This window comes from Sporosarcina sp. 179-K 3D1 HS, assembly GCF_047228905.1.
Taxonomy (GTDB): domain Bacteria; phylum Bacillota; class Bacilli; order Bacillales_A; family Planococcaceae; genus Sporosarcina.
In genome coordinates this window covers 148,959-163,542 of record NZ_JBFEGI010000001.1, presented here as the reverse complement: position 1 = coordinate 163,542, position 14,584 = coordinate 148,959, and the positions used below count along the sequence as shown (strand labels likewise).

Sequence of the window (14,584 nt, the reverse complement as noted above, 5' to 3'; positions counted from 1 at the left end):
GAAAAGGATGTGGATGGATGAAAGCGGAAATTATCGCGGTCGGGTCCGAGTTATTGCTCGGCCAGATTACGAATACAAATGCACAATTCATATCAGAGAAGCTTGCGGAAATTGGAATCGATGTTCATTTCCAAACAGTGGTCGGGGATAATCCGGACCGCTTGGATGAAGTGATCGGAATTGCAAAAAAACGGGCGGATGTCCTTGTTTTCACGGGTGGACTCGGACCGACAAAGGACGATATGACGAAAGAAACGATCGTGAAACATATTGGATCGACCTTGGTCAGTGATGAAGAGGCCCTTTTTACGATTCAGCAATATTTTGAGAAAAGCGGTCGGGTCATGACAGAAAACAATAAGAAGCAGGCATTGGTTTTCAAAGATGCGATTGTCCTGCCCAACCGAAATGGGATGGCACCCGGGATGGCGGTCGAAAAAGACGGTATCCAATATGTTTTATTGCCTGGACCTCCGCATGAAATGCAGCCTATGTTCACCAATTTTGCGATTCCCTATTTGCTTGGTGTGACAGGGCGGAAAGAAGTGATCTCCTCCCGCGTTTTAAAATTTTACGGGATCGGGGAAGCGGAACTCGAATACCGGATCCAGCCGATTTTGGAGAAGCAGACGAATCCGACAATCGCACCTCTTGCTTCGGCTGAAGGAGTAACGTTACGCATTACGGCAAAAGCCGAATCGCTTGATGAAGCGAACAAACTGATTGCACCTGTTGAGGGCGAAATCAGGGCGATTGTTGGCGAATATGTCTTTGGGGTAGATGATGATACTTTATCTTCGAAAGCAGCGGAAATGCTGTTTCAGAATGGCTGGACGATAGCCGCCGCCGAAAGTCTGACATCCGGATTGTTCATGGCGGAGCTTGGAAAAGAGCCTGGAATCGGAGTTTCATTGGAAGGCGGCGTCGTCGTTTATAACGAACAGGCGAAAGTCGATCAGCTCGAGGTGGACCAAGGGTTATTGGATGAGTTCGGCATTGTCAGTTCGGAATGTGCAGCAGCCCTTGCGGTGAGTGTGAAACGGAAATTCGGATCGAGCATCGGGGTCGGGCTGACCGGAGCTGCGGGTCCAGAGCCGCATGATGGCACGCCTGTCGGGACTGTATGGATCGGTATCGTGTCGGATGATGCGGAAATGGAGACGTATAAATTGTCCCTTTCCGGTTCCCGGAATGCAAACCGGCGTCGTGCCGCCTTTTTTGCAATCTATTACTTAATTAAACATATGGAAAAAAAAGAGGCGAAAAAAATGTTTTAAGTCGATTTCTCAATTAAAGTTTAAATTTCCCTTTACATTCTCAATTAAAAGCTGGGAATGAATAAATAAAACGAATAAGCGTTCGCTTTTTTCTTGAGTATTTCTCAATAAAGGAGTATAGTAGAGATAGAAAGAAAAAAGCATATTACTTACATTAAGGGAGGAACTATTTTGAGCGATCGTAAAGCCGCTTTGGATATGGCATTAAAACAAATAGAAAAACAATTCGGGAAAGGTTCCGTTATGAAAATGGGAGAACAGACGGACCGTGAAATTTCCACATCATCGAGCGGTTCGCTTGCACTCGATGCCGCTCTTGGAGTGGGGGGGTACCCGCGTGGACGGGTAATCGAAATCTATGGTCCGGAGAGCTCCGGTAAAACGACTGTCGCCCTCCATGCTATTGCAGAAGTGCAGGCTAACGGTGGACAGGCTGCCTTCATCGATGCGGAGCATGCGCTTGATCCGGTTTACGCCCAGAAATTAGGCGTCAATATCGATGAATTGCTATTATCCCAACCGGATACGGGAGAACAGGCGCTTGAAATTGCGGAAGCTCTCGTACGAAGCGGTGCGATTGATATTATCGTCATCGACTCGGTGGCTGCCCTCGTTCCAAAGGCGGAAATTGAAGGGGAGATGGGGGATTCCCACGTCGGTCTCCAAGCCCGTCTCATGTCCCAAGCGTTGCGGAAGCTTTCCGGAGCGATCAATAAATCGAAAACACTCGCCGTGTTCATCAACCAGATCCGTGAGAAAGTCGGTGTCATGTTCGGTAATCCAGAAGTAACACCAGGAGGCCGTGCATTGAAATTCTATTCATCCGTGCGATTGGATGTCCGCCGCGGTGAAGCGATCAAACAAGGCAATGATATCGTCGGGAACAAAACGCGGATCCGCGTCGTGAAAAACAAAGTGGCACCACCATTCCGTACGGCTGAAGTTGACATCATGTACGGGGAAGGGATTTCCAGAGAAGGGGAGATCGTCGACCTTGGCGTCGAAGTGGAAGTCGTTCAAAAGAGCGGCTCCTGGTATTCTTACGAAGGCGAGCGTCTTGGACAAGGTCGAGAGAATGCGAAGCAATTCCTCAAAGAAAACCCGTCCATCCGTTCCGAAATTGCCAACAAAATCCGGGATTCGTACGGGCTGGCAAGCGCAAACTATGTCATCGCCGCTCATGAGGAAGAGGAAGAAGACGAGCTAGAATTATTGCTAGATGAAGAATAATCCACTCCAAAACCGAACCACCCGAAATGAGGGGGTTCGGTTTTTTCCTATACGAACCTGTCAATACCTTTAAAGCCGTAATATTATTCCAAACTCATGTCCCAATCCTTGACATGTCTTTTTCACACCGATACAATTAGTAGTGTATAATTTCAAATTACTGAAATGAATATTGGCAGTATGTTGAACCTTAATATACGAGCCGACTGAAAATGAAAAGAATAGCAGGAGGAGGTGACCAGGATGTTAGAAAATATCATCTCCGCTTTGCTCGGTCTCATCGTCGGTGCCGTTGTTATCTATTTTGTTAATAGGAAAGTGAACGAATCAAAAGTTACGGGTGCCAAACACTCGGCAGAACAAATCGTCGAAGAGGCGAAGCGGGAAGCGGAGGCTATGAAAAAAGAGGCACTACTGGAAGCGAAGGATGAAACTCACAAACTGAGAATTGAAGCGGAAACTGAAATCCGTGAAAGAAGAGCGGAACTGCAAAAACAGGAAAACCGTCTTTTGCAACGGGAAGAAAATCATGACCGCAAGGATGATGCTCTCAACAAAAGAGAAGCGGGTCTGGAGCGCAAAGAAGAAGCGCTAACCGGAAGACAACAGCATATTGAACAGATGGAACGCAAGGCGGAAGAACTTGTTACCCTTCAACAGGCGGAACTCGAAAGAATCTCTTCATTGACGCGGGATGAGGCTAAGCGCATCATCTTGGATGAAGTGGAGAAAGAACTTTCTACAGATATCGCTGTCATGACCAAGGAATCGGAACAGCGTGCAAAAGAGGAATCTGATAAGAAAGCACGCGAAATCCTTTCCCTTGCATTGCAACGTTTCGCTGCCGATCATGTCGCAGAGACGACCGTTTCGGTGGTCAACTTGCCGAATGACGAAATGAAAGGCCGTATCATCGGCCGGGAAGGGCGTAATATCCGGACACTTGAAACATTGACAGGTATTGATCTGATTATTGATGATACACCAGAAGCAGTCATACTGTCCGGGTTCGATCCGATCCGTCGAGAAACTGCACGTCTTGCACTGGAAAAACTCGTACAAGACGGCCGTATTCATCCGGCTCGCATCGAAGAAATGGTGGACAAATCAAGGCGCGAGGTGGACGAACTGATCCGGGAAACTGGAGAGCAAACGACTTTTGATGTCGGCGTTCATAATTTGCACCCTGATTTGATCAAAATCTTGGGAAGATTGCGATTCCGTACAAGCTATGGTCAAAACGTCTTGAAGCATTCCACGGAAGTCGCCTATCTCGCTGGATTGTTGGCAGCGGAATTAGGAGAAGATGTGACGCTCGCGAGACGGGCCGGATTGCTTCATGACATCGGGAAAGCGATTGACCATGAAGTCGAAGGCAGCCACGTTGAAATCGGCGTCGAGCTGGCGACAAAGTATAAAGAACATCCGGTGGTCATCAACAGCATCGCTTCCCATCACGGGGATACGGAACCAACTTCTGTCATCGCCGTACTCGTCGCTGCGGCAGATGCCTTATCCGCTGCACGACCGGGAGCTCGCAGTGAGACTTTGGAAAACTATATTCGCAGATTGCAAAAACTCGAAGAGATTTCCGAGTCTTACGACGGGGTAGAGAAGTCGTTTGCCATTCAGGCAGGACGGGAAGTTCGCATCATCGTCCGGCCAGACCAGATCGATGACATTACCGCGCATCGGCTGGCGCGCGATATCCGGAAACGAATTGAAGAAGAACTGGATTATCCAGGACATATTAAAGTGACGGTCATTCGGGAAACCCGTGCCGTCGAATATGCAAAATAAGAGAAAAAGGGGCTTCCGTGCAAAAGTTCGGAAGCTCTTTTCTATTGAAAGAGGAGTTATGATGAAAGTTTTATTTATAGGAGATATCGTCGGATCACCTGGTCGGGACATGGTGTTTGATTACCTACCTCGACTGAAAAAGAAATATGCGCCGGATGTCGTCATTGCTAATGGAGAAAATGCGGCTTCGGGCCGGGGCATCACCCGTTCTATTTTTGACGACTTGCTCCGCGCTGGCGTGGATGTCATCACGATGGGTAATCACACATGGGATCATAAAGAGATCTTTGATTTCATCGATGACACGGATTATTTGATTCGGCCCGCGAACTTTTCGGTGGAGGCTCCGGGCAAAGGGATGACGACCATCACAAAAAATGGGGTGACGTTATCGGTGATCAATTTGCACGGCCGCGTCTTTTTACCGCCCCACGGGGATCCTTTTGAAAAGGCCGATGAGCTGGTGGCGCAGGCGAAGGAAATCTCGCCTCTCGTGTTTGTCGATTTCCATGCGGAAGCGACGAGCGAGAAAATCGCGATGGGCTGGCATTTGGACGGCAAGGCTTCCGTCGTTGTCGGGACACATACCCATGTCCAAACTGCAGACGACCGGATCTTGCCCGGCGGGACCGCTTATTTGACGGATGCCGGCATGACCGGACCATATGATGAAATTCTAGGAATGAAAAAAGAGGATGTCCTCTACCGTTTCAAAACGAATTTGCCAGTCCGATTCGAAGTGCCGAAAAAAGGACGGGCCCAATTGAACGGGCTAGTGGTGGAAATTAATGACTCAACTGGACAGGCAATCTCCATCGAACGCATCGCCATCAATGAAAACCGCCCGTTCATCGGATGAAATCGCGTCTAATTAGCCTCCTTGTTTCATAGGATGGTTTATGGAGTACTGCATTCCATAGACACAGGAAAATAAGGAGGAATAATGGTGAATCCATTGAAAGTATCATCCCGCTCGAATCCGAATTCAGTTGCTGGGGCACTCGTCGCGGTCATCCGGGACCAAGGCTATGCGGAAATGCAGGCAATCGGGGCAGGCGCATTGAACCAAGCGGTAAAAGCAGTGGCGATTGCAAGAGGATTCGTAGCACCTAGCGGGGGTGATCTCGTTTGCGCACCTGCGTTCACTGACATCCAAATCAATGGAGAAGGCCGCACCGCGTTGAAATTATTGGTTGAAAAAAGGCAAAAATAAATCCAGGGAGACGGTTGTCCCCGGGCTGTTCCTTCAGCTCGGGAGCAACCGTTTTTTATTTGTAGTGGAATGTATCCAATATACCAAGGTAAGTGTGACAATCCGCCAACAAAATAGCCTAACCTTGTAAAGCGGGCGTTCGTTTCAGTATAATAGGTACGATATGTCTAAATCCCGCAAGGTTAGAAAGGGGACATTTGCAAATGAATGAAGAGCAACGCCTGCAAGCAGGGCTTGTGAAGCCGGGATTAGCAAAACCGGCGAAAGAGAAGGACTACAGTCAATATTTCCAAACGGTCTATACCCCGCCATCTCTAAAAGAAGCGAAAAAACGTGGGAAAGAGGAAATTTCCTACCACGATGATTTTGAGATCGAAGAACGGTTCCACGGCATGGGCATGGGCCGGAAATTTTATATACGCACGTATGGCTGCCAGATGAATGAGCATGACACGGAAGTCATGGCTGGCATTTTCCAAAACCTCGGCTACGAAGCGACCGATAATGTGGAAGAGGCTAATGTCATATTATTGAACACTTGTGCTATCCGGGAAAATGCGGAAAACAAAGTGTTCGGGGAACTCGGGCATTTGAAGCCATTAAAGCAAAAAAATCCGGATATCCTAATCGGGGTCTGCGGATGTATGTCCCAAGAAGAATCGGTTGTCAATAAAATCTTGAAAACATATCAGCAGGTCGATATGATTTTCGGTACCCATAATATCCATCGCCTGCCACATATTTTGAATGAGGCGTATTTATCCAAGGAGATGGTCGTGGAAGTGTGGTCGAAGGAAGGGGACATTATCGAAAACCTTCCGAAGGTCCGTCACGGCAATATCAAAGCCTGGGTCAATATCATGTATGGTTGTGACAAGTTCTGTACGTATTGCATCGTTCCTTATACGCGAGGCAAGGAACGGAGCAGACGGCCGAAAGATATTATTCAGGAAGTCCGCCAGTTAGCCGCGGAAGGCTATAAGGAAATCATGTTACTCGGTCAGAATGTCAACGCGTATGGCAAGGATTTCGAGGACATGAATTATCGTCTCGGTGACTTGATGGACGAGCTCCGCAAAATCGACATTCCAAGAATCCGCTTTACGACAAGCCATCCACGCGATTTCGATGACCATCTCATTGAAGTATTGGCAAAAGGCGGTAACTTGTTGGATCATATCCATCTGCCTGTCCAATCGGGATCCAGCGAAATCCTGAAAATCATGGCGCGGAAATATAGCCGGGAACAATTTTTGGAATTGGTCCGTAAAATTAAACAAGCGATTCCGAATGTCACGTTGACAACGGATATCATTGTCGGCTTCCCGAATGAAACGGATGAGCAATTTGAAGAAACGCTCTCTCTGTATAAAGAAGTCGGCTTTGAAACGGCCTATACGTATATTTATTCACCGCGGGAAGGGACGCCGGCAGCTAAAATGGTCGACAATATTCCGATGGAAGTGAAACGGGAGCGTCTGCAGCGTTTGAACCAATTAGTCAATGAGATGTCTGCGGAAGCGATGAAGCCATATAAAGGCAAAACCGTCAAAGTGTTGGTGGAAGGGGAGAGCAAGAAAAACCCGGACGTACTGGCAGGTTATACGGAGAAAAACAAACTGGTCAACTTCAAGGCTCCCCGATCAGTCATCGGTGAAATTGTGTACGTAAAAATTACGGAAGCCAAAACTTGGTCACTCGACGGTGAATATCTTGGCGTCGTAGAAAAGGATAAGGTGATAATCTAATGGAAAAGCAGTATACGAAGGATGACATTATCGCAAAATCGAAAGAAATTGCGATGATGATCGCTAATACGGAAGAAGTCGAGTTTTATAAACGAGCAGAAGCGCAAATCAATGAAAACACAAAAATCCGTGAAAGCATTGCAAGTTTGAAATCATTGCAAAAGCAGGCGGTTAATTTCCAGCAGTATGGGAAAGAGAAAGCATTGAAAATCATTGAGCAAAAGATCGAGAAGATTCAGGACGAAATTGATGAAGTGCCGATTGTCGATGAATTCAAGCAGGCCCAGTATGAAGTGAACGATTTGCTGCAATTGGTATCCAACACGATTGCAAACACCGTGACAAATGAAATCATCATCTCGACAGGCGGCGATTTACGCCGTGGCGAAACGGGATCTTATGTAGAAAACACGACATATGATAAATTAGGGAAATAAAAGGGATCGGCGTAAATTAATTTTTACGCCGATTTTTTTCACTTTCTGGGCTCCATTTGCATAAGATGGATTGAAGCGAATGGAGGAGGAATCGAACTGAAAAATTTACGGCAGATCGTGACGAAGGCAGTTATCGCAAAAGGGAAGAAACGTACAGAGCAAGATGTTGTGCTCAAGCCGCCGAATGGGCCGACAAGCATTTTGGGCTGCTGGGTCATCAATCATACCCATCACGCAAAAAAACATGGGAAATATATAGAGGTGACCGGGAAATTCGATGTCAATGTGTGGTATTCCCATCATGATCATTCCAAAACAGCCGTTTTCACCGAATCGGTCCCTTACAAAGACCGGATTCGTTTGCATTATCGGGATGAGCCTACTTCCGGTCAGGAAGATATTTTAGTGACCGTATTGCAGCATCCGAATTGCACAAAAGCGACTATTTCGGACTGCGGGCAGAAATTTAATATTTGTGTGGAGCGTGAGTTGCTGGCGGAAGTGGTGGGCGAAACCAAGGTACTCATCTCAGTGCATCCACATGGCCATTTCGAAGATCAATGGCCGTTCCGGGAAGAATCCTCTTCCCATGCTGAGGTCCGGGGGCAGCAGGAAGACGATCATGAAAAAGGAAAAGATTCATCCTCACTTTAAGCCGGAATCCATCTCCGGCTTTTTTTGATGAAAGAATTATTTTCAGACGGAACGACCCCGTGCCCTCCATTGCATTGGATGATATAATTAAGAAAAAGCTTTATTTAGTGAGGGTACGGAATGACGACTTATACACCGATGATTCAACAGTATTTGCAAGTGAAATCCGAATATGAGGATGCTTTTTTATTTTTCCGGCTAGGTGATTTTTATGAAATGTTTTTCACGGATGCGATCGAGGCTTCGCAACTCTTGGAGATTACGCTGACAAGCCGGGATGCGGGGAGCGAGGATCGAATACCGATGTGCGGGATTCCGTATCATTCGGCGACTGGCTATATCGAGACGCTTGTGCGGAAGGGCCATAAAGTGGCAATTTGTGAGCAGACCGAGGATCCAAAGGAAGCGAAGGGGATTGTGAAACGGGAAGTGGTACGAATTGTCACCCCCGGCACGATGACGGAAGGGAAAACGATTGATGCGCATACGAACCATTTTATCGGCGCGGCAGATCAAATTAGCGAGTCCCTTTATGCTCTTTCCTATTTGGATTTGGCGACGGGCGAGGGGAAAGTGGAGTATGTCGATGGGGACGAGCGGTCCTTGATTGGGGAAATCAGCGCCTTGGGCATGCGTGAAGTTGTCGTGGGCGAGAGTCTCCATCTGACGTTGGGGGACAGTATGGCGAAGCGTAACATACTGCTGTCCGTCGAGTATACCGGCGAAGACTTGTCAGCGAAGGACCTGTTTGATGAGCTCCCGCCCGACACGGTGGAAGCGTGCCAGATGCTCCTTTCGTATGTGAACCGAACGCAAAAGACGGCGCTCGATCATATCCGACCGTTCGAATTCATTCAAAAACAGGCGAAGCTTTCGATCGATGCCAATTCGATGCGGAACTTGGAACTTGTCCAATCCATCCGGAATGGGACGAAGGAAGGAACGCTTTATTGGCTACTGGATGAAACGGTGACGGCGATGGGCGCCCGGAAGTTGAAAATGTGGATCCATCAGCCACTTGCGGATAAACGAGCGATTGAGAATCGGTTGGATACCGTGACGGAACTTGTAGAAGAATTCTTTCTCCGCGAGGAACTGAAAACCCATTTGCGTGAAGTGTATGACTTGGAACGGCTGGCAGGGCGAATTTCGATGGGAAGCGCAGGTGGACGTGACTTGGCGCAATTACGGAATTCTCTTCGGAGTGTACCGGCCATCCAGCAGAAGTTACAAGAGTCAGAACAGCCGATCCTCCGCCAATTTGCCGGACGGATTGATCCTTGCCAAGAAGCGTTAGCGTTACTGGAAGCGGCCATCGCGGAGAATCCGCCGATTTCTGTCAAGGAAGGCGGCGTCATCCGCGACGGCTACCAAGAAAAACTGGATGCGTACCGGGACGCTTCAAGAAACGGCAAGGAGTGGCTCGCAGACCTGGAACGGGTGGAGCGAGACCGGACAGGTATCAAAACGTTGAAAATCGGGTATAACCGAGTATTCGGGTATTTTATTGAGGTCACGAAATCCAATATCCATCTAGTGGATTTGGAGCGGTATGAGCGCAAGCAAACGCTCGCCAATGCCGAACGGTACATAACGCCTGAACTGAAAGAGAAAGAGGATTTGATACTGAACGCGGAAGCGGATGGGCTAGAGCTGGAGTATACGCTGTTCACCAAAGTGCGGGATGAGATGAAGCGCCATATCCGCCGGGTTCAGCAGTTGGCGAGCGTTTTGAGTGAATTGGATGTCTTGCTGGCTTTTGCAGAAGTGTCGGAGAAACGGAATTTCGTAAAACCGGTGTTCCATAATGGTAAGGCACTGGAAATCAAGAATGGCCGCCACCCGGTTGTTGAAAAGATGATGGACCACTCCCTGTACGTGCCCAATAGCTGCAAATTAAAAGAAGAAGCTAATATGCTGTTGATCACAGGGCCGAATATGTCCGGGAAAAGTACGTATATGCGGCAAGTGGCGCTGACGGTCGTCATGGCGCAGATCGGCTGTTATGTACCTTGCGAAGAGGCGCTCCTGCCGGTCACCGACCAGATTTTCACGAGGATCGGGGCGGCCGATGATCTGGCGTCCGGACAAAGTACGTTCATGATGGAAATGATGGAATCGCAGAACGCCATTGCGAATGCGACGGAAAAAAGTCTGCTGCTGTTCGATGAAATCGGACGGGGCACTTCGACATACGATGGAATGGCGCTCGCACAAGCGATGATGGAGCATATTCACCATGAAATCGGGGCTAATACGTTATTCTCCACCCACTATCATGAATTGACCAAATTGGATAAGGAATTGGACCGGCTGGAAAATGTCCATGTTGCGGCGATGGAGCAAGATGGGAAGGTTGTTTTCCTTCACAAAGTGATGGCTGGAGCGGCAGATAAAAGCTATGGGATCTATGTCGCGGATCTTGCCGGGCTTCCTGCACCACTGTTGGAGCGGGCAAAATATCTTCTCGACCATTTTGAACGCGAGGAGCCGGTTCGGGAAAGCGAGCCGGAGCAACTGACGTTCTTTGATTTGCCCCAAGAGGAAAAGCCGGCCATATCGGCTGAAGAGCAAGACGTGCTCGATGGCATCAAACAAACAGATATTTTGAATATGACGCCGATGCAGGCGATGCACTTGTTGTATGAACTGAAAGAAAAGCTACAAACGTCGAAAGGGTGAAACCATGGACATTATCAAAGTGATGGACGACCAGCTTTCCAATAAGATTGCGGCGGGGGAAGTCGTCGAACGTCCGGCGTCCATCGTGAAAGAGCTTGTCGAAAACGCAATTGATGCTGGAAGCACCGTCATTGAAATTACATTGGAAGAAGCGGGACTGACATCCATCCGGGTGACGGATAATGGCAAAGGGATGTCTCGCCAAGATGCGGTCCAAGCATTCGAGCGCCATGCGACAAGCAAGATCGATAATGAACATGATCTCTTCCGAATCCGGACGCTTGGCTTTCGCGGGGAAGCTCTCGCGAGTATTGCCGCGGTATCTAAAGTGGCCCTGTTCACTTCAGACGGAGAAACGACCGGAACGGAAGTCCAGATGGATGGGGGGCGCGTGACGAAGCATAGTGATGCGCCTTTCCGGAAAGGGACGGATATTACGGTTTCCCAATTGTTCTTCAATACGCCCGCTAGGTTGAAATATATGAAGACGATCCAGACGGAGCTTGGGCATACGATTGATTTAATCAACCGGCTCGCCTTAAGTCATCCGGGTATTTCATTCAAACTGGCGCACTCGAGTCAAGTGATTCTGCGGACATCTGGTAGTGGGGATCAGCGCCGTGTGCTGTCCGATATTTACGGCATATCAGTCGCAAAGAAGATGATCCCGTTTTCTGGAAGTAATGCGGATTACCACGTACAAGGCTATGTCAGTCTGCCGGAAATGACTCGAGCCTCGCGGAATTATATAACGTTGATTGTCAATGGGAGATGGGTGAAAAGCCATCCTGTGAATCATGCCGTCTTCGATGCGTTTCATACGTATTTGCCAATCGGCCGTTTTCCGATTGCTGTCATCAATGTCGAGGGGGACCCGCTGCTGACAGATGTCAATGTCCATCCGGCAAAGCAGCATATCCGCATGAGCAAGGAAGGCGAACTGCTCGCCTTGCTGAAGGAAGCCATCCGCGAAGCAATTAAGAAACAGGTGATTGTCCCGGATGCCATTAAAAAAGAGACGGTCCCAAAAAGGCATTCCGAACAAGTGAAAATATGGGATGATATCCGTCCGGTGCGTACTACGCCCGCAACGGTGGTTACGCAAACACTCCCAAATCCAACCGAAACGACGACGGTAGAGCCGGTAGTGGAGCCTGCCATCATGGAGGTGGCCCGTGAAATGGAAGAAGAGGCCACAACTTGGGTAGTAAATGAATCTGTCAACAGCTTGGAAGTGACAGAGGATGGCTTCTCTGAACCTTCTCCTGCTACAGATGAAGTGAAAAGGTTCCCGTCCCTCGTTCCGGTCGGGCAAGTACATGGGACGTATATCGTCGCGCAGAACGAGGACGGTTTCTTCATGATCGACCAACATGCCGCGCAGGAGCGGATCAAGTATGAATTTTTCAGGGATAAGCTTTCTAAAGCGGAGAATGTAGAACGCCAATTATTACTAATTCCATTAATTTTTCATTACTCGGCGGATGAGAAGATGAAAATTGAGGAAAACCGGGAAAACCTAGAAAATGTCGGTATTTTCTTGGAGGAGTTCGGTCCTTCCTCGTATGCGGTCAAGGAATATCCCGCTTGGTTCCCGGCGGGGGAAGAGACGGCTATAATTGAAGAAATCATCGAACAGGTGCTGAATACCCGAAGAGTCGATATCGGCAAGCTCCGCGAAGAGGCGGCCATCCTCATGAGCTGCAAACGGTCCATTAAGGCGAATCATTACTTGACAATCGCAGATATGGAAAGGTTGTTAGCGGACTTGTCCGAGGCGGAGAATCCGTATACATGCCCGCATGGAAGACCTGTCCTCGTCCATTTCACGACGTATGAAATTGAAAAGATGTTTAAGCGCGTTATGTGACTCTACTGTAAAAGAGGAGTGAGCGTATGTTTTCAGCAGTGCAGCGGCCGAAGATAATACAATCGATGGCTGACTATCAATTCGACTTGCTTGTAATCGGCGGGGGGATTACTGGCGCGGGAATCGCATTGGATGCGGTGACTCGTGGGTTATCGGTTGCCTTAGTCGACATGCAGGATTTTACCGCCGGGACATCGAGTCGCTCGACGAAGCTCATCCATGGCGGACTGCGCTATTTGAAACAACTGGAAGTGAAGATTGTGGCCGAGACCGGGCGGGAACGGGATATCGTTTATCATAACGCCCTGCATGTGACGGAACCGGAACGGATGCTGCTCCCTTTTTATAAAGGCGGTACGTTTGGTAAATATACGACCTCTGTGGGTTTATTCGCCTATGATTTGCTTGCGGGGGTAAGGAAAGAAGAACGTCGGGCCATGCTGACCCCGGACGAGACGCTTCAGATGGAGCCATTGCTCAAGCGGGATGGACTTCTGGGTGGTGGACATTATGTGGAATATCGGACGGATGACGCCCGCTTGACCATCGAAGTATTGAAAAAAGCCGCAGAACAAAGTGCACTATGTCTGAATTACGCGAAAGCGGAACAGTTTATATATAAGGATGGACAGGTGGCCGGTGTGACGGTTCGCGATCAGTGGAATGACCGGAAGTTTCCGGTTCACGCAAAAGTGGTCGTGAATGCCGCTGGTCCATGGGTCGATGAAGTACGGGAAAAAGATGGCTTTTCCAATGACAAGCGGCTCTGTTTGTCCAAGGGGGTCCATATCGTAATCGACCGCTTGGTGTTTCCTTTGCGTCAAGCAATCTACTTCGATGCACCGGATGGCCGGATGATTTTTGCCATTCCGCGCGGGAACAAGGCGTATATCGGTACGACCGACACCTTTTATGAGGGAGATCCGATGAACCCGCTTGCAACAGAGGAGGATGTTCACTATCTGTTAGATGCAGTGCATCATCTGTTTCCCGAAACGTCCATTAAACGGTCCGATGTGGAATCGACTTGGGCAGGAGTGCGGCCACTCATTTATGAGGGGGGCAAGGGGGCTCCGTCGGACATTTCAAGGAAGGATGAAATTTGGGAAGCGGCAAGCGGGTTGATCACGATAGCTGGAGGCAAGTTGACAGGCTACCGGAAAATGGCGGAAACCGTCGTGGATCTGGTAGTGAAACGGCTTCATGCCAAAATGGCAGGACCTTGTGTAACGGAACATCTTCCTTTATCAGGTGGGGACTTTCGGGATGCCGGACATTACCAACATTTCATTGAATCTAAAGCAAACGAAGCACTTCTTTACGGGTTATCTAAAGAGGACGGGCGGAAGCTGGCCGCTTTTTACGGAACCAATGTCGATACGGTGTTCACTTATGCCCATGCGTTCCAGAAGGGGGAAACCGGACTATCGGTGGCATTACAAGCGGAGATCTTCTATGCGATCCATCATGAAATGGCATTGACGCCATCCGACTTTTTCATCCGGCGCCAAGGGGACATGTATTTTCATATCGACTTCGTAATATCCATTATGAAAGAAGCGACCGCGTTTATGGGCCAACTGCTGTCTTATTCGGACGACGAGGAGCAGCGTTTATTACATGAGCTAGAACTTCATCTGACTGAAACAGAACTGAGGGGGGAATAGTTTGAA

The 14,584-nt window shown here is 48.6% G+C and carries 11 protein-coding genes; all 11 read left to right on the top strand.

The window, feature by feature from the left end; all coding sequences use genetic code 11:
• Window positions 1–17: 17 nt before the first annotated feature.
• The 11 genes from AB1K83_RS00850 to AB1K83_RS00800 all read left to right on the top strand — a co-directional run bounded on the left by AB1K83_RS00850 (window position 18) and on the right by AB1K83_RS00800 (window position 14,578).
• Window positions 18–1,277, top strand: a complete 1,260-nt coding sequence (locus AB1K83_RS00850) for a competence/damage-inducible protein A (RefSeq protein ID WP_413056258.1) — start codon at window positions 18–20, stop codon at window positions 1,275–1,277.
• A 171-nt stretch (window positions 1,278–1,448) separates the two neighbouring features.
• Window positions 1,449–2,507 (top strand): recombinase RecA, encoded by a 1,059-nt coding sequence (recA, locus tag AB1K83_RS00845; protein ID WP_413056257.1) that lies wholly within the window; start codon window positions 1,449–1,451, stop codon window positions 2,505–2,507.
• A gap of 243 nt (window positions 2,508–2,750) precedes the next feature.
• Window positions 2,751–4,307 (top strand): ribonuclease Y, encoded by a 1,557-nt coding sequence (rny, locus tag AB1K83_RS00840; RefSeq protein WP_413056256.1) that lies wholly within the window; start codon window positions 2,751–2,753, stop codon window positions 4,305–4,307.
• 61 nt (window positions 4,308–4,368) lie between these two features.
• Window positions 4,369–5,166, top strand: coding sequence for a TIGR00282 family metallophosphoesterase (locus tag AB1K83_RS00835; RefSeq protein WP_413056594.1), 798 nt, complete (start codon window positions 4,369–4,371; stop codon window positions 5,164–5,166).
• 87 nt (window positions 5,167–5,253) lie between these two features.
• Window positions 5,254–5,520: a stage V sporulation protein S gene (locus AB1K83_RS00830; protein ID WP_144399685.1), complete on the top strand. Its 267-nt coding sequence runs from the start codon at window positions 5,254–5,256 to the stop codon at window positions 5,518–5,520.
• Between the two features lie 203 nt (window positions 5,521–5,723).
• On the top strand, window positions 5,724–7,268 hold the full coding sequence (miaB, locus tag AB1K83_RS00825) for a tRNA (N6-isopentenyl adenosine(37)-C2)-methylthiotransferase MiaB (protein WP_413056255.1): 1,545 nt from the start codon (window positions 5,724–5,726) through the stop codon (window positions 7,266–7,268).
• Entirely contained in the window at window positions 7,268–7,705 is a 438-nt protein-coding gene (locus AB1K83_RS00820) for a RicAFT regulatory complex protein RicA family protein (RefSeq protein ID WP_413056254.1), read from the top strand. The genes miaB and AB1K83_RS00820 overlap by 1 nt, the downstream gene beginning before the upstream one ends.
• 117 nt (window positions 7,706–7,822) lie before the next feature.
• On the top strand, window positions 7,823–8,359 hold the full coding sequence (gene cotE / locus AB1K83_RS00815) for an outer spore coat protein CotE (RefSeq protein ID WP_413056253.1): 537 nt from the start codon (window positions 7,823–7,825) through the stop codon (window positions 8,357–8,359).
• Between the two features lie 120 nt (window positions 8,360–8,479).
• Window positions 8,480–11,041 (top strand): DNA mismatch repair protein MutS, encoded by a 2,562-nt coding sequence (gene mutS, locus AB1K83_RS00810; RefSeq protein WP_413056252.1) that lies wholly within the window; start codon window positions 8,480–8,482, stop codon window positions 11,039–11,041.
• A 4-nt stretch (window positions 11,042–11,045) separates the two neighbouring features.
• Window positions 11,046–12,911, top strand: a complete 1,866-nt coding sequence (gene mutL, locus AB1K83_RS00805) for a DNA mismatch repair endonuclease MutL (RefSeq protein ID WP_413056251.1) — start codon at window positions 11,046–11,048, stop codon at window positions 12,909–12,911.
• A gap of 26 nt (window positions 12,912–12,937) precedes the next feature.
• A complete protein-coding gene (locus AB1K83_RS00800) occupies window positions 12,938–14,578 on the top strand; it encodes a glycerol-3-phosphate dehydrogenase/oxidase (protein ID WP_413056250.1) in 1,641 nt (546 codons plus the stop codon).
• Window positions 14,579–14,584: the final 6 nt, after the last annotated feature.

What these genes read in the sequence shown, in the direction of transcription:
- AB1K83_RS00850 (WP_413056258.1), top strand. Translation starts at nt 18, where the DNA reads ATGAAAGCGGAAATTATCGCGGTCGGGTCCGAGTTATTGCTCGGCCAG.
- rny (WP_413056256.1), top strand. Translation starts at nt 2,751, where the DNA reads ATGTTAGAAAATATCATCTCCGCTTTGCTCGGTCTCATCGTCGGTGCC.
- AB1K83_RS00835 (WP_413056594.1), top strand. Translation starts at nt 4,369, where the DNA reads ATGAAAGTTTTATTTATAGGAGATATCGTCGGATCACCTGGTCGGGAC.
- miaB (WP_413056255.1), top strand. Translation starts at nt 5,724, where the DNA reads ATGAATGAAGAGCAACGCCTGCAAGCAGGGCTTGTGAAGCCGGGATTA.
- AB1K83_RS00820 (WP_413056254.1), top strand. Translation starts at nt 7,268, where the DNA reads ATGGAAAAGCAGTATACGAAGGATGACATTATCGCAAAATCGAAAGAA.
- mutS (WP_413056252.1), top strand. Translation starts at nt 8,480, where the DNA reads ATGACGACTTATACACCGATGATTCAACAGTATTTGCAAGTGAAATCC.
- mutL (WP_413056251.1), top strand. Translation starts at nt 11,046, where the DNA reads ATGGACATTATCAAAGTGATGGACGACCAGCTTTCCAATAAGATTGCG.
- AB1K83_RS00800 (WP_413056250.1), top strand. Translation starts at nt 12,938, where the DNA reads ATGTTTTCAGCAGTGCAGCGGCCGAAGATAATACAATCGATGGCTGAC.